The organism is Castellaniella sp., assembly GCF_049671645.1.
Taxonomy (GTDB): Bacteria; Pseudomonadota; Gammaproteobacteria; order Burkholderiales; family Burkholderiaceae_B; genus Castellaniella.
Genome location: NZ_JBATVG010000014.1, coordinates 147,340 through 164,741 on the forward strand (window position 1 = coordinate 147,340; position 17,402 = coordinate 164,741).

Consider the following 17,402-nt stretch of genomic DNA (forward strand, 5'->3'; position numbering starts at 1 on the left):
TCAAGTCAAGTGCCGCCTCCTATGTCATTCCCCAGTGTAGTTGTGTAAAAAACTTATTACCATGAAAATATTTGCACATTGGTTGACGATATTTGCACAAGCCATGACAGACTGGGATGCCATCCGCTATTTTCTGGAAGTCGCTCGCACACAGAGGGCCAGCGCCGCCGCTCAACGGCTGGGGGTGCGGCACAGCACCGTCACGCGGCGCATCCGGGGCCTGGAACTCGACCTGGGCATCACCCTGTTCGAAAAATCACGCGTCAGCGGCTTCACCCTGACGGAAGAAGGCCTGCGCTTCTTCGCCTATGCCGAACAGGTGGAAAGCGCCCTGCTGGCCGCGCGCGAAGCCCTGTCCGGATCCGCGCAGGGGCCGAGCGGCCACCTGCGCATCGGCTCCACTGAAGGTTTCGGCAGCACCATCCTGACGCCGCTGATGATCGACTTCCAGCGCCGCCACCCCGGCATGACCCTGGACATCATGCCGGTGCCGCGCTACATCAGCCTGTCCAAGCGCGAGGCCGACATCGCCATTGCCCTGGAACGCCCCCAGCGCGGCCCCTATCTGTGCACCAAGCTGGGGGACTATGCCCTGCAGCTTTACGGCACCCGGGAATATCTGGACCGCCAGCCGCCCATCCGCCACCGGCACGATCTGGAACACCACCGCTTCATCGGCTATGTGGACGAGCTGCTGTTCAGCGACCGCCTGCGCTATCTGGACGACCTGGCGCCGGCAGCCAACGTCGTATTCCGCAGCACCAGCGTGCTGGCGCAATATCAGGCCGTCCTGGGCGGCCAGGCCCTGGCCATCCTGCCGTGTTTTCTGGCGGCGCAGGACACGCGCCTGGCGCCGGTGCTGGAACGCGACATCCACGTCACCCGCAGCTTCTGGATGTACTGCCACGAAGACCTGCGCCAGACCCGTCGCGTCATGGCCCTATGGGATTATCTGAAGCACGCCATCGACCTGAACCGCGACCTGCTGCAAGGCGGTAGCCGCACGCTGCGCACACCTGCCGAGGACTGGACGCCCTCCTACAGGGCGGATCCGGACGCCGCGTGAAGGCGGGTTGCCCGCGCGGGATCAGCCAGCGGCCGACGCTGCGTGCTGTCTGCGTGGCTTGGGCATGCGGATGCGCCGCCACAGCAGCCCCAGCCCCAAGGCCAGGAACAGGCCATGCACCAGCCAGACCCCCAGCCAGAAGGACAGCACCCCATTGCCGATCCAGCCGCGCGACAGATTGATCAGGTTCATGTACAGCAGCGCCAGCAGCCCGGCCAGCAGCAGGTCGCCGGAACGCCCCAGGCGTGGATTCACCGCGCCCAGCGGCAAGGCGATCAGGGCCAGATTCAGCACGGCGATCGGCAAAGCCAGGCGCCACATCAATTGGGACAGGGATTCATTGTCCCCATGCCGCAGCAGATCCAGCGTCGGCCGCGCCTTGATTTCCTGCAACGCCTTCTGGCGAGCGGCTTCCAGCGCCCCCGGGTCCGTGCGGCTTTCGATCCGCACGCCGTACCGCTGGAAATCCAGCATCCGCAGTTCGGGGGTGCCCGGCTTCAGGTCGTAGCGGTGCCCCGGTCCCAGCACCAGGAAACGGTCGCCGTTGGCTTCCGTGCGGATGGCGGCGCTGTCGGCGGTGACGATGCTCAGCCAATCGGGTTCGATGATCCGGGCCACGACGCGGCCCAGCTCATCGTCGGGGCGCGAAGGCGATTCGGCGAAAAAGACCCGCTGCCCATCGTCGGTTTCGATGAACTGGCCGGCCGTGACCTTGGACAAGTCGGAACGTTGTTCGAACCGCTGGCGATATTCGGCAATCTGCCCGTAGGCCCAGGGCGAGGCCGACAACGTCAACACGGCCACCACGGCGGCAACCGGCACCGCGAACATCATGACGGGGCGCAGCCAGTCGGCCAGCGACAGGCCGCTGGCGAACCAGACGGGCATTTCCGATTCGCGGTAGCTGCGCGTGACGGTCGTCAGCACCGCCACGAACAGGGCCACCGACAAAATGACCGGCAAGGCCGTGATGCTGGAAAAGGCCGCCAGCCCCAGCACGACGTTGGCGCCGATGTCGCCATTGGCGGCTTCGCCCAGCAGCCGCACGATCAGCACACTGAGCCAGACCACCAGCAAGGTGGAAAATACAATGCCGGCGTGGCTGGTGATTTCGGAAAAGACGGCGCGCTTGAACAATGACATGGGAAAATGCGGAATAATGGGCCGTCAATCTGAGGCGGGCATGTTGACCGGCGAATCAGCCGGATGCAAGACGCGCACAGCCGGATCTAAGGAAAACGAATGGAATTTAGCACAAGCACCTCGACTACCCTGCACACCGTGAAAACCCAGGCGCTGGCGGTCGGCGTCTTTCAGGACGGCATCCTGAGCCCCGCCGCCGATGCGCTGGATCAGGCCTGCGGCGGCGCGATCCGCGCCGTCGTCCAGTCGGAGTTCGACGCCGCCCCCGGCAGCTGCCTGACCCTGCACGCGCCCGCCGGCATCACGGCCAGCCGGGTCATTTTACTCGGCCTGGGCCGCCAGGATAGTCTGACGGCCTCCACCCTGGCCAAGGCGCATCAGGCTTTGGCGGGCTACTGCGTCCGCGCCGGCGTCAGCACGGCCGTCTCCACCCTGTGCGCCTTGAGCGCGAACGATGCGTCCCTGACGGATTGCGCCCGCGCGGCGGCCCGCCTGGTCAGCGCCGCGTCCTACCGCTACGACCAGACCTTCAGCCAGGCCAAACCCGCCGTCAAGCTGCGCAGCTTCACCCTGCACCTGCCCCGCGCCAAAGCCGCCCAGGCCAAGACCGGCCTGGAACAAGGCGCCGCCATCGGCGCGGGCATCAACCTGGCCCGTCTGCTGGGGGATTTGCCGCCCAACGTCTGCACCCCCACCTACCTGGGCCAGACCGCGCGGAACCTGGCCAAGCAGTTCAAGACGCTGAAGGCCGAAGTCCTGGACCAGAAAAAGATCGAAGCTCTGAAAATGGGTTCCTTCCTGTCCGTGGCGAAGGGATCGACCGAACCGCCGGCCTTCATCGTGCTGCGCCATACGCCCAGCAAACCCGCCAACCGCAAGGCCGCCCCCATCGTGCTGGTCGGCAAGGGCATCACCTTCGACGCCGGCGGCATTTCCCTGAAACCGGGTCCCGGCATGGACGAAATGAAGTTCGACATGTGCGGCGCGGCCAGTGTCCTGGGAACGATGCGCACCGTGGCCGAGCTCGACCTGCCGCGTGAAATCATCGCCATCGTGCCCAGTTGCGAAAACCTGCCCAGCGGTTCGGCCGTCAAGCCGGGGGACATCGTCACCAGCCTGTCGGGGCAGACCATCGAGGTCCTGAACACCGACGCCGAAGGCCGCCTGATCCTGTGCGATGCCCTGACCTATGCCGAACGCTTCAAACCGGCCGCCGTGATCGACGTAGCCACCCTGACCGGCGCCTGCGTCATCGCGCTGGGCCACGTCAACAGCGGCCTGTTCACCCAGGACGACACCCTGGCCGCCGAACTGCTGGCCGCGGGCCGCCAGGCCCAGGACCCCGCCTGGCGCATGCCCCTGGAAGACGCCTACCAGGATCTGCTGAAATCGAATTTCGCCGACATGGCCAATATCGGCGGCCGTCCGGCCGGGTCCGTCACGGCGGCCTGCTTTCTGTCGCGCTTCACCGGAAAATACCGCTGGGCGCACCTGGACATCGCCGGCACAGCCTGGCTGGAAGGCAAGCAGAAAGGCGCCACCGGCCGCCCCGTGCCCCTGCTGGTGCAGTATCTGCTGGGGCAATGCGGGGCATGAGCCGCGTGGATTTCGCCTACGGCGCGGCGCACCGCCTGCGGGCGGCCTGCCGCACCGCGGCCCGCCACGTAGAGGCGGGCCACCGCCTGCTGGTCTACTGCACCGACCCCCGGCGCCTGCGGCGCTTCGACGGCCTGCTCTGGGATTTCGACCCTGCCAGCTTCATCCCGCATGCCTACGCGCACGACCCGCTGGCCGACCAGGCCGACGTCATCCTGGCGGCGGACGCCGACGCCCTGGCTGCGGCGCCCGCCACCGGCTGGCTGCTGAATCTGGATCTTGCCTGCCCTCCGGATGCCGGCCAATTCGATCGCATCCTGGAAATCGTATCCGGGCACGAGGCCGACCGCGAAGCCGCCCGCAGCCGCTGGGCGCAGTACCGGGACGCCGGACATGACGTGCGGGGGCACCAGTTGTCAGCGGGAACTTGGGAACCCTGAGCCGGTCCAAGCCATGACAGTCTGGACGATTTCGTTCAGCTTAATGTAAGATTACTGCATCCACTATGCTATAAGCGTTAGACTGATCTGACGCACGACAGGAAACCACCATGTCCGACTTTCGCAATACCCTACCTCGCGCCGGCGCCTACGACGTGTCGGTCACCGCCCGCAACCGCGTGCTGCGCAACACCTACTGGCTGCTGGCCTTATCCCTGATTCCCACCGTGCTGGGCGCGGCCGTCGGCCTGCATTTCGGCATGGGCAAGGTCATGGCCTCCAACCCGGGCACCAGCACGCTGGTCTTCCTGGTGGGCGCCTTCGGCCTGATGTTCCTGGTCGAACGCAACAAGAACTCTTCGCTGGGCGTGGCCCTGCTGCTGGGCTTCACCTTCTTCATGGGGCTGATGCTGTCCAACCTGCTCGGTTTCGTCCTGGGCATGGGCAACGGCGCTCAGTTGATCATGCTGGCCTTCGGTGGCACGGCGGCCGTCTTCGGCACCATGGCCACGGTGGCCACCACCACGAAACGCGATTTCACCCACCTGCAGAAATTCCTGTTCGTGGGCGTGGTCCTGCTGATCGTGGCTTCGCTGGCCAATATGTTCTTCCAGATCCCGGCCCTGATGCTGACCTTGTCGGTGCTGGCCATCGGCATCTTTTCCGCCTTCCTGCTGGTCGACCTGCAGCGGGTCGTGCAGGGCGGCGAAACGAACTACGTCACGGCCACCCTGGCGGTCTACCTGGATCTGTACAACATCTTCGCCAACCTGCTGATGCTGCTGGGCATCCTGGGCGGCAACCGCGACTGATCCACAGTCTCACGCAGTGATCTGGCGGGCTTCGGCCCGCCTTTTTATTTGCGGCAAGCCCCGTCCGATGTCAACGGACCGGATCGGCCGGGAAAGCCCCCGGCGCCACCCCAGCGCCCAGCCTTACGCCGACGAGTCGGGCCGAGCGGCCGGCGCAGACAGTTTCTTCACCCCCTCGGCGGCGATCAGGATCACCGCCAGCCAGATCGGTCCGTAGGTCAGCCACTGGGCCGGGGCCACCGACTCGCCCATCAGCAGGAACGCCACCCAGAACAGCAGCACCGGCTCCACATAGCTGAGCAGCCCGAACAAGGTCATGGGCAGCAGTCGGCTGGCCGCCAGGTACATGGACAGCGAGACGGCGCTCAGCAGCCCCAGCAATGGCACCTGCAGCAGCAGGCGCGGATGCGCCGCGAAAATGCGGGCAGCCTCGGCCGCCTGGGACTGCAGGATCAGGACGGCAACGGGCAGCAGGAACAGCATGTCGAACCACAGGCTGCTCAGCGCATCGACCCGCAGGCGTCGCCGCAGGATGAAGTACGGCGGATAACCCAGCGCCACCAGCGCGGTCGCCCACGATACCGACCCCAGCCGCCACCATTCATGACCGACCCCCAGCAAAGCGAACGCGACCGCCCAGGCCTGCCAGCGGCTGAGCCGCTCGTGGTAGACCAGCCGGCCGGCCAACACCATGACCAGCGGCAGCAGAAAATAACCCATGGACACGTCCAGGGCATAGCCATGCAGGGGCGCCCAGACGAACAACCAGAGCTGGACCCCCAGCAACCCGGAGCACAGGAGCATCGCCGCCAGAAACCGGCCATGCCCGAATCGCCGCGCCGTCGCACGCAGGGCGCCCCAGCCCCGCGCCCGATGGACCACCAGGGCCATCATCGGCAAGCCCATCAGAATGCGCCAGGCGAACACGATGTCGCCATCGAAGGGCTGCATCAGCGTCGCATAGAAATACATGGCGGCAAACAACGCCGACGAAGCGACCGACAGGACGATGCCTTGCTTCATGAGAACAGACTTAAAAAAGATTCAGTAGCGTTGCAGGTCCATCAGCACCTGGCGCGTACGCAAGGGGGCGTCCAGCAGCATGTCCAGGCGCTCCCGCAAGGCCTGACGCAAGACCGGCTCGGCGCCCGCATCGGCGAAATCGGGCACAGGCGCATCCACGCCGTAGCCCGCTTGTTCCAGCAGCAACCATTCAAACCGCCGCAAAGCGGCGGCATGAGAGCGGGCCTGGGTATCGGCCAAGGCGTCCAGCGCCGCTTCGTAGGCGTCATAGACGCCGGGGTGCGGGTCCTCGCGCGCCAGCAGGCGCAGGATCAGCTCGTTCAGATACCAGGCCGACATCATGGCCCGGCCGTTCAACAGCCGCACAGGACCGGCTTCCGCCCGCACCAGGGTATGGACTTCGGCGGCCCCCGACCAGGACAGCCACAGCGGCTGGAACGCGACCAGCACCGGCCTCAAGACGGAATATGGGCGCTTGGCGCCCTTCGCCACCACCGCGACGCAACCGTGGTCGCGGGTGAAACACTGGACGATCAGCGAGGTTTCACGCCATGGGCTGGCATGCAGCACATAGCCTTGCGCATCCTGGATGCGCAAGCCTCGTCTAGTCATACCCCAGTTCCCGCAGGGTGGCCTCGCGCCCGGACCAGCCCTTGCGGGTCTTGACGTAGACATCGAGGAACACGGGCTTATCCAGCAGCTTGACCATATCCTGGCGCGCCTCGGTGGCAATGCGCTTCATGTGCTGCCCCCCCGCCCCCAGCAAAATCGGCCGGTGGCTGTCGCGTTCGATGACGACGCAAGCCGCGATCCGCACCCCGCTGTCGTCTTCTTCCCATTGTTCGATCACCACCGTGCAACCATACGGCAATTCATCGCCCACCAGCCGGAAAATCTTTTCCCGGATCAGCTCGGACGCGAGGAAGCGGACCGGGCGGTCGGTGAAGGTGTCGGCCTCGAAGAGGTGTTCGCCTTCAGGCAGATACTGGGCGATCTCGCCCACCAGCACGTCCAGCTGCACGGAACGCGCGGCGCTGACGGGCACGACCGCCGCATAGGGGAATTCCTGGGTCAGGCGCGCCACGTAGGCGAACAGGGCGTTCTTGTCCTTCAGGGCATCGATCTTGTTGACGACCAGGATCACCGGCCGCTGGCGCGGCAGCAACGGCACCATGGCCGCATCGCCCGCCGACCATTTACCGGCCTCGACGACGTGCACCACGACGTCGACTTCCGCCAGGGCCTGGGTGACGACCCGATTCATCATGCGATTCATGGTCCCGCCATGGCGGGTCTGGAAACCGGGGGTATCGACGAAGACGAACTGGTCCGCCCCCTGGGTCAGCACCCCGTGAATGCGGTGGCGGGTGGTCTGCGCCTTGCGCGACACGATGGACAATTTGGCGCCGATCAGGGCATTGCCCAGCGTCGACTTGCCGACATTGGGCCGCCCCACCAGGGCGACGAAACCGCAGCGGCTGGCGGGCTTTTCCGCATCCGCCCCCGTATCGGGAGGCGCCTTCAGGGAATCATCATTCATGTCTTTTCCTGGGAAACCGCGACCGGCAGGGACAACTGGGCGGACTTGCGATGGCGGCGCCCCGACCGGCGCGCCGGCCCCAGCGATTCCACTGCCGCGATGACCTGGCCGGCGGCAGCCTGTTCGGCCGCTCGCCGGCTGGCGCCCGAGGCCTGGACCCGGATATCGAGCTGCGCGACCGAACATTCCACGTCGAACGTCTGATTATGCGCCGCCCCGCGGGTGGAGACGACTTCGTAGTGCGGCAGATCCAGCCCGCGTCCCTGCATGATTTCCTGCAACAGGGTCTTGGGGTCCTTGCCGAAGGTGCGCACGTCGATGTGCGCCAGGATCGGGCGGTACAGTTGTTCGATGACCCGGCTGACCTGATCGTAGCCGCCGTCGAGCAGCAAGGCGCCGAAGATGGCTTCCAGGGCATCGGCCAGGATGGAAGGGCGCCGGAAACCGCCGCTTTTCAATTCGCCCTCGCCCAGGCGCAGGTAACTGGACAGGGACAGTTTCTGCGCGATGTCGGCCAGAGCCGACTGCTTGACCAGGTTGGCCCGCACGCGCGACAGATCGCCTTCATCCATTTCCGCGTGCTCGGTGAACAGCAACGCGGAGACGACGAAATTCAGCACCGAATCACCCAGGAATTCCAGGCGTTCGTTATGCGGCATGCCATGACTGCGATGCGTCAGGGCCTGTTCCAGCAGGGCCTGGTCCCGATAGCGGTAATCCAGGGCCGCCTGCAGCGTATCGAGCCCAGCCATCAGTGGAACCCGCCGATCCGGCTGGGCGAACTGAAGTTCATCCAGACGAAAAATGCCCGTCCGACGATGTTGCGGTCCGGCACGAAGCCCCAGTAGCGGCTGTCCAGGCTATTGTCGCGGTTGTCGCCCATCATGAAGTAATGGCCCGCCGGCACCGTGCAGCGCACCCCGCCATCCTGATACGCGCAATTGTTGATGTCCGGGAAACGCGTGATCGGCATGAAATCCTGGGGCGCGTGGACATTCAGCAGGATGCGGTGCGAAACCTGCCCCAACTGTTCCCGGTACTGGCCCACATAGACGGCGCGGTCGGGCTCGAAATAATCGCCGGCGCGCTCGCGCGGCACCGGCTGGCCGTTGATGGACAAGGTCTTGTCGCGGTATTCGATGACGTCGCCCGGCACCCCCACCACGCGCTTGATGTAGTCCACGGACGGGTCCACCGGATAGCGGAACACCACCACGTCGCCCCGATTGGGCGTGCCGATGTCGATGATCTTGCGGTCGATGACCGGCAGGCGGATGCCATACTGGAATTTGTTCACCAGGATCAGGTCGCCGTTTTCCAGGGTCGGCAACATGGAGCCGGACGGAATGCGAAAGGGCTCGACCACGAAAGACCGCAGCACGAATACGAACAGGATCACCGGGAAGAAGCTGACGCAGTACTCGACCCACCACGGGGCCTGAAAGGCGCGGTCGTACGCCTGCTGGCATTCGGCCTGCAAGGCGGCCGGGTCCAGGCCTGCCGCATTGTTGCGGCAGGCCTGGGCGGCGGCCTCGGCTCGCGCGCGGCGCCGGCCCCGCAAGCGGACCCGATCGAGCAGCCAGACCAGTCCGGTCACGACCAGGGCGACAAACAGCAGCAATGCAAAATCCCAGCTCATCGGCAATCCTTACTTATCCTCGACCTGCAGGACAGCCAGGAAGGCTTCCTGCGGGATTTCCACGTTTCCGACCTGCTTCATGCGCTTTTTGCCGGCTTTCTGCTTTTCCAGCAGCTTCTTTTTACGCGAGATGTCGCCGCCATAGCATTTCGCCAGCACGTTCTTGCGCAGCGCCTTGACGTTTTCACGGGCAACGACCTCCGCCCCGATGGCGGCCTGGATGGCGATATCGAACATCTGGCGGGGAATCAGGCCGCGCATGCGGGTCACGACATCCCGGCCCCGGTGCCGGGCATTGGCGCAGTGCACGATCATCGACAAGGCATCGACCCGATCTCCATTGATCAGCAGGTCCACGCGCACCACGTCGGCCACGCGGTATTCCTTGAATTCATAATCCATGGAGGCATAGCCGCGCGACACGGATTTCAGGCGGTCGAAGAAGTCCAACACGATTTCCGCCAGCGGGATTTCGTAGCTGAGATGCACCTGGCGGCCGTGATAGCTCATGTTCAGCTGCACGCCGCGCTTGGATGTGCACAGCGACATCACCGGACCCACGTATTCCTGCGGCATGAACAGGGTCACCGTCATGATGGGTTCGCGGATCTCCTGGATGTGGCCGACTTCCGGCATGCGGGCCGGGCTGTCCACCCGGAGCAGCTCGCCGTCGCGGTGCAGGACTTCGTAGACCACCGACGGCGCGGTGGTGATGATGTCCATGTCGAACTCGCGCTCCAGGCGCTCCTGCACGATGTCCATGTGCAGCAGGCCCAGGAAGCCGCAACGAAAGCCGAAACCCAGGGCCTGGGAGACTTCCGGCTCGAACATCAGGGACGAGTCATTGAGCTTGAGTTTCTCCAGGGAATCGCGCAGTTGATCGTATTCGCTGGATTCCACCGGGTAGACGCCGGCGAACACCTGGGGTTTGACTTCCTTGAAACCGGGCAAAGGACCGGAGGCCGGCTTGCCCGCCAGCGTGATCGTGTCGCCGACCTTGGCGTGCTCGAGTTCCTTGATGCCCGCGATGATGAAGCCGACCTCGCCGGCCGACAGGGCATCCCGAGCCTCGGATTTAGGCGTGAACACCCCCAACTGCTCGCACAGGTGCGTGGCGCCGGTGGCCATCAGCAGAAGCTTGTCCTTCGGACGCAGAACGCCGTTGACAACGCGCACCAGCATCACCACGCCCACGTAATTGTCGAACCAGGAATCGATGATCAGGGCCTGCAGCGGCGCGGCGGGATCCCCCTGGGGCGGCGGCACGCGCGCCACGACGGCTTCCAGGATCTCGTCGATGCCCAGGCCGGTCTTCGCGCTGGCCTGGATGGCATCGGTGGCGTCGATGCCGATGACGTCCTCGATTTCAGCGGCCGCGGCGTCCGGATCGGCGGATGGCAAGTCCATTTTGTTCAGGACCGGCAGGACTTCGACCCCCAGCTCGATGGCGGTATAGCAGTTGGCCACCGTCTGGGCCTCGACTCCCTGAGTGGAATCGACCACCAGCAAGGCCCCCTCGCACGCCGACAGCGAGCGGCTGACCTCGTAGGAAAAGTCCACGTGACCCGGCGTGTCGATCAGGTTCAAGGCATAGACGCGGCCATCGGCGGCGGTATAGCGCAATGCGGCCGTCTGCGCCTTGATGGTGATGCCGCGCTCACGCTCGATATCCATGGAATCCAGCACCTGCGCCGCCATCTCGCGGTCTTGCAGGCCGCCGCAACGGTGGATCAGGCGGTCGGCCAGAGTCGATTTGCCATGATCGATGTGCGCGATGATGGAGAAGTTGCGGATGTGGTCCATAGACTGCGTGCGGAACTCGGGAAAGTCGGAAAAGGATAGGGAAGGCAAACCGGTATGCCGTCAATAAAGGGGGGCGCCGCAAGGCGCCCCCCTTCGGTACAGACCGTATTTTAGCTTTTTCCCGTCGGGGAATCCCTAGGGGGTCATTGGAGCTTGACGATCACCCACTGGGACTGCTGATCCCGGCTGACCAGCAGCACGACCGGATTGGACTTGTCCAGAGCCTTGACCGCCTTTTCGTACTGCGCGGGGCTGGTGATGTCGGTGTTGTTCACCCGCAGGATGACGTCGCCCGCTTCGATCCCGGCATCCGCCGCCGGACCTTCGGCCCGGCTGACCAGCACCCCCTGATCCAGGCCCGAATCCGCAGGCAAGGCCTTGACGCCGAGCCCCAGGCGGTCGGTGCCGTCATTGGCGGGAGCTTCGGGGTTGGAGGACGCGGCCGCTTTCTGATCCAGTTCCGCGACTTTGGCCTTCAGTTCCAGCGACTTGCCCTTGCGCCAGACCTGGATCGTGGCATTGGTGCCCGGCTTGGTCGCTCCGACCAGGCGCGGCAGATCCGTCATGTGCTTGATGGCATGGCCGTCGAAGGCGGTGATCACGTCGCCGGCATGCACGCCCGCCTTGGCGGCCGGACCGTCGGGCTCGACGCTGCTGACCAGGGCGCCCTGCGACGTGCCCAGCCCCAGGGCCTTGGCGACGTCATCCTGGACTTCCGTGATCTGCACCCCGATGCGGCCACGCGTGACCTTGCCCTGCGTCTTGAGCTGATCCACCACCCGCATCACTTCATCGATCGGAATGGCCAGGGAAATGCCCATGAAACCGCCGCTGCGCGAGATGATCTGGGAATTGATCCCCACCACCTGGCCTTGCAGATTGATCAGCGGGCCGCCCGAATTGCCGGGGTTCACCGCCACGTCGGTCTGGATGAAGGGCAGATAATCCCCGGTATCCCGATTGATGGCGCTGACGATGCCGGCCGTCACGGTCGAATCCAGCCCGAACGGCGAGCCGATGGCCAGCACCCACTGGCCCTTCTTCAATTTGTCGGAATCCCCGATCGCCAGGGGCTTGAGCCCGGTGGCGTCGATCTTCAGAAGGGCGATGTCCGTGCGGGCATCCGTGCCGACGACCTTGGCCTTGTATTCCTTGCCATTGGTCATGGTGACGAAAATGCCATTGGAATTATCCACGACATGGTTGTTCGTCAGGACGTAGCCGTCGCTGGAAATGATGAAACCCGATCCGATCCCGCGCGGCACGGTGCGTTCCTTGGGCGCCGGCTGATCGGGCTTGGCATGCGGCCGCTGGGGCTGCTGCTGAGGCCCGTATCCGGGCGGCATGAAATCCGGCCCGAAAAACCAGCGGAACAGGTCGGAGGGGTCCCCGCCGGGCCCGACGGGCGACCGGCGCACCGGAACGGCCTCGGTCGTGCGGATATTGACGACGGAACCCTCGGTTTCAGAGACGATCTGCGTGAAATCCGGCAGCGCCGCCGATGTCGACACGGCGGTTTCGGCCTGGGCGGCGCCCATGGGCGCCGCCGAGATCAGCAGCAGGCCGGCGGCGGCGCCGGCAAAGGCCCGCTTGACACCCAGTGCTCGGGGCAATTGGAAAGCCATGGAGTTCTCCTTGGAAGAATAGATTTAGCGGGCCGCCTGCGGCACATATTGCACGGCACGGGCCAGATCGCGAACCGTCTGGGCGGGTGCTTCGCCAACGGCAGTCAACCAATAGGACGCCAGACGCATCCGATAGATATTGACTGCACCTTGCCGCAGGTCTCCCTGTCTGATGTTTTGATCGCGTTTCGGGTCAAAGGTTTCAATAAAAATCGAAATGGCGGCCAAGCCGTCGGAAACCACCAATTGGTTCACGGCATGGTCCGGCCCGATCTGACGTGATAATTCCGCGACGGACTGGAAACCGGGTGGCAGCGTGAAGCGCCAGCCCTGGGCTCGCAGGTCGGTGGGTTCGCTGGATTCCGTCACCAGCTGCCAATTGCGGGTGTCCCAGTGCGTCGTCAGGGAAGCCGGCTGCACGTCGGCCCCGACGCGGATGCTGCTGAACGCCACCTGGTCCACCAAATGGCCGGCCGGGTCCAGCGTCTGGGATTTCAGCAGCAGATGCGTCTTGACGTCGGTGCAGATGCGATAGCTGTAGCGCAGATGATCGCGGGCCTTGAGCTCGGACACCGTGCATTCCCGCCCGGCAATCCGGTAGACGCGGGACGAGGCGCGCCAGTCATAGTGCGTGGTGATGGCCTGGGAATTGCCCAGCAGCAGGCCCGGAAAATGATCGCTGCGCGCGGGCTGGATGATCACGACCTTGTGATCCGGCCGCAGGCACTGCTCAATACCGTTCTGACGCAGGCATTCGCGCGGGGCGCCGTCCAGCACCTCCAGGCGCTCGCGCTCGCCGGTGCCATCGACCAGATGCACCAGGCGGGACGCCTGCAGCACATGGCCCTGCTGATACACATAGATGCCGGAATAATCCAGCGACCGGGCGGCCTGCTGGACCTGCTGCAAAAAGGCCAGCGCATCGCTGCCGGCGCCCGCCGCCGGGGCGGACTGGGCCGCCGGGGCGCCCGCGCACAGCATCAGGCCCGCCAGCAGGCCGCAGGCCCAGCGGGCAGACCGGGCGCCGCCCTGCTGCGTCATCATCAGTGAGACCCCATGCCGTCATAGGATACCTGGCGCACCGGGCCTGCGCCGGCCATGTCCTGGTGCGCCGCCATGTAATCCGCCAGGCTGGGATCGCTGGCCTCGGACTCGGCGGCCTGGGCCAGCACCGGCGTGCCGGCCGGCGCGGCCTCCTGCCCGGAGAGAAATGGCCGCGCCATCCAGACCACCGAGGCCACGGCCGCCGCCACCGCCAGGCCGGACAGGCCGACGCGCCAGGCATGATGCCGCGCCAGCGGCGCCGGCGCGACGATCGCGGGTTCGGCATCCAGGGCAGCCGATACCCGGGCGTAGAAGCGCTCGGACGGCTGGATGGCCAGATCCTGGCTGCGCATGACATCGCCGATCAGGTGATAGGTATCCCAGACCTGGCGGCCATAGGGGCTGTCGAGCTCTTCGGCCCGCAGATCGGCTTCGCCGTCCACCCAGGACGACACCGAGGCTTCCCAGTCATGGTCTGCGACGGCCGGTTCATGCTTGATATTCATGAGGGCTCCTTACCAGCGGCGGGCCGGATCCTGTTCCATGACCGGCCGCAAGCGGCTGGCAATGGCTTCCCGCGCACGGAAGATCCGGGATCGGACCGTCCCGATCGGACACTGCATGGTGCTGGCAATATCTTCATAACTCATCCCTTCGATCTCTCGCAACACGATGGCCGTCCGCAGGTCCTCGGGCAAGGCATCGATCGCCTCGTTGACGGTCTGGGCGATCTGGCGACTGGCCATCATCGATTCGGGCGTGCTCTGGTCACTTAGGCCATCAATCTGGTCAAAAGTTTCACCATCATCGTTTTCCAGTACAGAAACGGTCGCCGGCCGGCGAAAGCTGGCGGCCTGCCAGTTGCGGGCCGTGTTGATGGCAATGCGATACAGCCAGGTGTAGAAGGCGCTGTCGCCCCGGAACTGCGGCAAGGCCCGATAAGCCTTGATGAAAGCTTCCTGGGCGACGTCCTCGACGTCGGCGGGATCATGGATCATGCGCGACAACAGGCGCATGATCTTGCGCTGGTATTTGATCACCAGCAGATCAAAGGCATGCCGATCGCCGCGCCGCACGCGTTCGACCAGCGCGAGGTCGACCTCGCGCTCGCTCATGCCAGGTCCCCGACGAAGGTCAGATTCGCCTCACGATCATGGAACCGTTGGTGCCGCCAAACCCGAAGGAATTGGACAAGGCGACGTCGATCTTCAGATCGCGCGCCTGGTTGGCACAGTAATCCAGGTCGCATTCCGGGTCCTGGTTGAACAGATTGATGGTCGGGGGCGAGATCTGGCGGTGAACAGCCAGCGTCGTGAAAACGGCTTCAATCCCGCCTGCGGCCCCCAGCAGATGGCCGGTCATGGACTTGGTGGAATTGATGACCAGCTTGCGGGCATGGTCCCCGAAGGCCAGTTTCAGGGCTTCGGTTTCGTTCTTGTCGCCCAGCGGGGTGGAGGTGCCATGGGCATTGACGTAGCTGATTTCATCCGCGTTCACGCCGCTATTGCGCAAGGCATGCAGTATGCCCCGGCGCGGACCGTCCTGGTCGGGACTGGTGATGTGATGCGCATCGGAACTCATCCCGAAACCCAGGAATTCGCCATAGATGCGAGCGCCCCGGCGCTTGGCGTGTTCGTATTCTTCCAGCACCAGCACCCCGGCGCCTTCGCCCAGGACGAAGCCGTCGCGGTCGCGATCCCAGGGGCGCGAGGCCGTGGCGGGATCATCGTTGCGCGTGGACAACGCGCGCATGGCGGCAAAGCCCCCCATGCCCAACGGCGAGACGGAGCTTTCGGCGCCGCCGGCGACCATCACATCGGCATCGCCGTATTCGATCAGACGGGCCGCATCGCCGATGGAATGCAGGCCGGTGGTGCAGGCCGATACCACCGCATAGCTGGGGCCCTTGAGGCCCAGCATGATGGACAACTGGCCGGAAATCAGATTGATCAGGGAAGCCGGCACGAAAAACGGCGAGATCCGCCGTGCGCCGCGCTGGAGGTATTCGGTCTGCATTTCCTCGATGCGAGGCAGGCCGCCAATGCCCGAGCCGATGATGGTCCCGATGCGGTCGGCATTCTCGCCCGTGATTTCCAGGCCGGAATCACGCCAGGCCTGGATACCGGCCGCCACGCCATAATGGATGAAAGTATCCATCTGCTTGGCTTCCTTGGCGGTCATGTAGTCCGTGACCTGGAAATCCTTGACCTCGCCCGCGATCTGGCTGTTGAGCACCGAGGCGTCGAATCGCGTCACCCGCCCAATACCGGAGCGGCCATGGATGAGGTTGTCCCAGGCGGTCTCGACATCATTCCCCACAGGCGACACGATGCCCAATCCGGTTATGACGACTCGTCGTTTCACATACGGCTCCTGAAAAGAAAAAGGCAGTTCATGGCAGATCATCAGGTCGGACATGCAGACCTGCCTGCCCGATGATCACCCGTCACGAACTGCCATGGCCCTGACGCGGCGGATTGCGCCTGCGTCGGGTCGAAATGAGATTACTGTTTGCTATGCGAGGTGATGTAATCGACCGCCTGCTGCACCGTCGTGATTTTCTCGGCTTCCTCGTCGGGGATTTCCGTTTCGAATTCGTCTTCGAGCGCCATCACGAGCTCGACCATATCGAGCGAATCGGCACCGAGGTCGTCAAGGAAGGAAGATTCGTTTTTGATCTCGGCTTCGTTGACGCCGAGCTGTTCAGCGACGATCTTCTTGACGCGCTGTTCGATGCTTTCCATGCATATCTCCAGTTAGGAAAAATCCCGCGAATTATAGCCAAACGAGGACAGCCGGGCTGCGGGTCTTAGTCAAAAAAAAGCAGCTCGGGACCAGACGACTATACGCTGGACGGTTGAAGCACCGAGATCTGCCTACTGAGTTTGAACGGATTTTACCTTAGACGGGTGTCGTCCGTTCTCTTTACCCTACATGTACATACCACCATTGACGTGCAAGGTCGTGCCTGTTACGTAGCCCGCCTGGGGGCTGGCCAGGTAAGCGACGGCATGCGCGATCTCCGCCGCGGAGCCCAAGCGGCCCAGGGGGATCTGCTGCAGAATCGCCGCCGTCTGGGTGTCATTGAGCGCCCGCGTCATATCCGTATCGATGAAGCCCGGCGCCACGCAATTGACCGTGATGCCGCGGCTGCCGAGTTCCTGGGCCAGGGCGCGCGACATACCAGCCACGCCGGCCTTGGCCGCCGCGTAATTCGCCTGGCCCGGGTTGCCGCTATAGCCCACCACCGAGGTGATGTTGACGATACGGCCCCAGCGGGCCTTCATCATGATCTTGGCCACGCCGCGCGACAGCCTGAACACAGCCGACAGGTTGGTGTTCAGCACGGCTGCCCAGTCTTCGTCCTTCATGCGCAGAATCAGCCCGTCGCGGGTGATGCCGGCATTGTTGACCAGAATATGGGGCCCGCCCTGCCCTGCCAGTTCCGCCAGCAGCGCGTCGCAGCCCGCTGCGTCATCGACATTCAGGACCGCGCCCCGGCCGCCCTGGGCCGCCAGGGCCTCGGTGATGCCGTCCGCCCCGGCCTGCGAGGTGGCGGTGCCCACCACAGTGGCGCCAGCGGCGGCAAGTTCCAGAGCGACCGCGCGGCCGATGCCGCGCGAAGCGCCGGTAACCAGGGCGATCTTGCCCGTCAGAATGAGTTCTGCCAT

Annotated in this window: 18 protein-coding genes; 4 read left to right on the forward strand and 14 right to left on the reverse strand. The window is 64.6% G+C overall.

The window, feature by feature from the left end:
• Positions 1–103: 103 nt before the first annotated feature.
• The gene (locus tag WBG56_RS05300; RefSeq protein WP_424265981.1) at positions 104–1,066 is read left to right on the forward strand and encodes a LysR family transcriptional regulator; all 963 of its coding nucleotides are present in this window, start codon (positions 104–106) and stop codon (positions 1,064–1,066) included.
• Between the two features lie 21 nt (positions 1,067–1,087).
• Here WBG56_RS05300 and lptF read toward each other — a convergent pair whose 3' ends face one another.
• Positions 1,088–2,209 (reverse strand): LPS export ABC transporter permease LptF, encoded by a 1,122-nt coding sequence (gene lptF / locus WBG56_RS05305; protein WP_424265983.1) that lies wholly within the window; start codon positions 2,207–2,209, stop codon positions 1,088–1,090.
• A 99-nt stretch (positions 2,210–2,308) separates the two neighbouring features.
• Between lptF and WBG56_RS05310 the strand changes: the two genes are divergently transcribed.
• The 3 genes from WBG56_RS05310 to WBG56_RS05320 all read left to right on the forward strand — a co-directional run bounded on the left by WBG56_RS05310 (position 2,309) and on the right by WBG56_RS05320 (position 5,057).
• On the forward strand, positions 2,309–3,805 hold the full coding sequence (locus tag WBG56_RS05310) for a leucyl aminopeptidase (RefSeq protein WP_424265985.1): 1,497 nt from the start codon (positions 2,309–2,311) through the stop codon (positions 3,803–3,805).
• A complete protein-coding gene (locus tag WBG56_RS05315) occupies positions 3,802–4,245 on the forward strand; it encodes a DNA polymerase III subunit chi (RefSeq protein WP_424265987.1) in 444 nt (147 codons plus the stop codon). Before WBG56_RS05310 ends, WBG56_RS05315 begins: the two co-directional genes overlap by 4 nt.
• 110 nt (positions 4,246–4,355) lie before the next feature.
• The gene (locus WBG56_RS05320) at positions 4,356–5,057 is read left to right on the forward strand and encodes a Bax inhibitor-1/YccA family protein (RefSeq protein WP_424265989.1); all 702 of its coding nucleotides are present in this window, start codon (positions 4,356–4,358) and stop codon (positions 5,055–5,057) included.
• 123 nt (positions 5,058–5,180) lie between these two features.
• On the opposite strand, the gene rarD is transcribed toward WBG56_RS05320, so the two are convergent.
• The 13 genes from rarD to fabG form a co-directional block, all read right to left on the reverse strand.
• Positions 5,181–6,080 carry an EamA family transporter RarD gene (gene rarD, locus WBG56_RS05325; RefSeq protein ID WP_424265991.1) on the reverse strand — a complete coding sequence of 300 codons (900 nt, stop codon included), beginning with the start codon at positions 6,078–6,080 and terminating at the stop codon, positions 5,181–5,183.
• A gap of 21 nt (positions 6,081–6,101) precedes the next feature.
• Positions 6,102–6,692, reverse strand: coding sequence for a DNA repair protein RecO (recO, locus tag WBG56_RS05330; protein ID WP_424265993.1), 591 nt, complete (start codon positions 6,690–6,692; stop codon positions 6,102–6,104).
• On the reverse strand, positions 6,685–7,620 hold the full coding sequence (gene era, locus WBG56_RS05335; RefSeq protein ID WP_424265995.1) for a GTPase Era: 936 nt from the start codon (positions 7,618–7,620) through the stop codon (positions 6,685–6,687). Before era ends, recO begins: the two co-directional genes overlap by 8 nt.
• Positions 7,617–8,372: a ribonuclease III gene (gene rnc, locus WBG56_RS05340; protein ID WP_424265997.1), complete on the reverse strand. Its 756-nt coding sequence runs from the start codon at positions 8,370–8,372 to the stop codon at positions 7,617–7,619. Before rnc ends, era begins: the two co-directional genes overlap by 4 nt.
• The gene (gene lepB / locus WBG56_RS05345; protein ID WP_424265999.1) at positions 8,372–9,259 is read right to left on the reverse strand and encodes a signal peptidase I; all 888 of its coding nucleotides are present in this window, start codon (positions 9,257–9,259) and stop codon (positions 8,372–8,374) included. Before lepB ends, rnc begins: the two co-directional genes overlap by 1 nt.
• A gap of 9 nt (positions 9,260–9,268) precedes the next feature.
• Complete coding sequence (gene lepA / locus WBG56_RS05350) at positions 9,269–11,062, reverse strand: translation elongation factor 4 (RefSeq protein ID WP_424266001.1); 1,794 nt, start codon at positions 11,060–11,062, stop codon at positions 9,269–9,271.
• 143 nt (positions 11,063–11,205) lie between these two features.
• Positions 11,206–12,687, reverse strand: a complete 1,482-nt coding sequence (locus WBG56_RS05355) for a DegQ family serine endoprotease (RefSeq protein WP_424266003.1) — start codon at positions 12,685–12,687, stop codon at positions 11,206–11,208.
• 24 nt (positions 12,688–12,711) lie between these two features.
• On the reverse strand, positions 12,712–13,731 hold the full coding sequence (locus WBG56_RS05360; RefSeq protein ID WP_424266005.1) for a MucB/RseB C-terminal domain-containing protein: 1,020 nt from the start codon (positions 13,729–13,731) through the stop codon (positions 12,712–12,714).
• Complete coding sequence (locus tag WBG56_RS05365) at positions 13,731–14,237, reverse strand: sigma-E factor negative regulatory protein (RefSeq protein WP_424266007.1); 507 nt, start codon at positions 14,235–14,237, stop codon at positions 13,731–13,733. The genes WBG56_RS05360 and WBG56_RS05365 overlap by 1 nt, the downstream gene beginning before the upstream one ends.
• Before the next feature lie 9 nt (positions 14,238–14,246).
• Positions 14,247–14,846, reverse strand: coding sequence for an RNA polymerase sigma factor RpoE (gene rpoE, locus WBG56_RS05370; protein WP_424266009.1), 600 nt, complete (start codon positions 14,844–14,846; stop codon positions 14,247–14,249).
• A gap of 19 nt (positions 14,847–14,865) precedes the next feature.
• Positions 14,866–16,095, reverse strand: a complete 1,230-nt coding sequence (fabF, locus tag WBG56_RS05375; protein ID WP_424266011.1) for a beta-ketoacyl-ACP synthase II — start codon at positions 16,093–16,095, stop codon at positions 14,866–14,868.
• Between the two features lie 140 nt (positions 16,096–16,235).
• Positions 16,236–16,475: an acyl carrier protein gene (gene acpP, locus WBG56_RS05380; RefSeq protein WP_043680887.1), complete on the reverse strand. Its 240-nt coding sequence runs from the start codon at positions 16,473–16,475 to the stop codon at positions 16,236–16,238.
• A gap of 186 nt (positions 16,476–16,661) precedes the next feature.
• On the reverse strand, positions 16,662–17,402 hold the full coding sequence (fabG, locus tag WBG56_RS05385; protein WP_424266013.1) for a 3-oxoacyl-ACP reductase FabG: 741 nt from the start codon (positions 17,400–17,402) through the stop codon (positions 16,662–16,664).

What these genes read in the sequence shown, in the direction of transcription:
- fabG (WP_424266013.1), bottom strand. Translation starts at nt 17,402, where the DNA reads ATGGCAGAACTCATTCTGACGGGCAAGATCGCCCTGGTTACCGGCGCT.
- rnc (WP_424265997.1), bottom strand. Translation starts at nt 8,372, where the DNA reads ATGGCTGGGCTCGATACGCTGCAGGCGGCCCTGGATTACCGCTATCGG.
- rarD (WP_424265991.1), bottom strand. Translation starts at nt 6,080, where the DNA reads ATGAAGCAAGGCATCGTCCTGTCGGTCGCTTCGTCGGCGTTGTTTGCC.
- recO (WP_424265993.1), bottom strand. Translation starts at nt 6,692, where the DNA reads ATGACTAGACGAGGCTTGCGCATCCAGGATGCGCAAGGCTATGTGCTG.
- WBG56_RS05360 (WP_424266005.1), bottom strand. Translation starts at nt 13,731, where the DNA reads ATGATGACGCAGCAGGGCGGCGCCCGGTCTGCCCGCTGGGCCTGCGGC.
- lptF (WP_424265983.1), bottom strand. Translation starts at nt 2,209, where the DNA reads ATGTCATTGTTCAAGCGCGCCGTCTTTTCCGAAATCACCAGCCACGCC.
- lepB (WP_424265999.1), bottom strand. Translation starts at nt 9,259, where the DNA reads ATGAGCTGGGATTTTGCATTGCTGCTGTTTGTCGCCCTGGTCGTGACC.
- WBG56_RS05300 (WP_424265981.1), top strand. Translation starts at nt 104, where the DNA reads ATGACAGACTGGGATGCCATCCGCTATTTTCTGGAAGTCGCTCGCACA.
- WBG56_RS05365 (WP_424266007.1), bottom strand. Translation starts at nt 14,237, where the DNA reads ATGAATATCAAGCATGAACCGGCCGTCGCAGACCATGACTGGGAAGCC.
- rpoE (WP_424266009.1), bottom strand. Translation starts at nt 14,846, where the DNA reads ATGAGCGAGCGCGAGGTCGACCTCGCGCTGGTCGAACGCGTGCGGCGC.
- WBG56_RS05315 (WP_424265987.1), top strand. Translation starts at nt 3,802, where the DNA reads ATGAGCCGCGTGGATTTCGCCTACGGCGCGGCGCACCGCCTGCGGGCG.
- WBG56_RS05310 (WP_424265985.1), top strand. Translation starts at nt 2,309, where the DNA reads ATGGAATTTAGCACAAGCACCTCGACTACCCTGCACACCGTGAAAACC.
- WBG56_RS05320 (WP_424265989.1), top strand. Translation starts at nt 4,356, where the DNA reads ATGTCCGACTTTCGCAATACCCTACCTCGCGCCGGCGCCTACGACGTG.
- WBG56_RS05355 (WP_424266003.1), bottom strand. Translation starts at nt 12,687, where the DNA reads ATGGCTTTCCAATTGCCCCGAGCACTGGGTGTCAAGCGGGCCTTTGCC.
- era (WP_424265995.1), bottom strand. Translation starts at nt 7,620, where the DNA reads ATGAATGATGATTCCCTGAAGGCGCCTCCCGATACGGGGGCGGATGCG.
- lepA (WP_424266001.1), bottom strand. Translation starts at nt 11,062, where the DNA reads ATGGACCACATCCGCAACTTCTCCATCATCGCGCACATCGATCATGGC.
- acpP (WP_043680887.1), bottom strand. Translation starts at nt 16,475, where the DNA reads ATGGAAAGCATCGAACAGCGCGTCAAGAAGATCGTCGCTGAACAGCTC.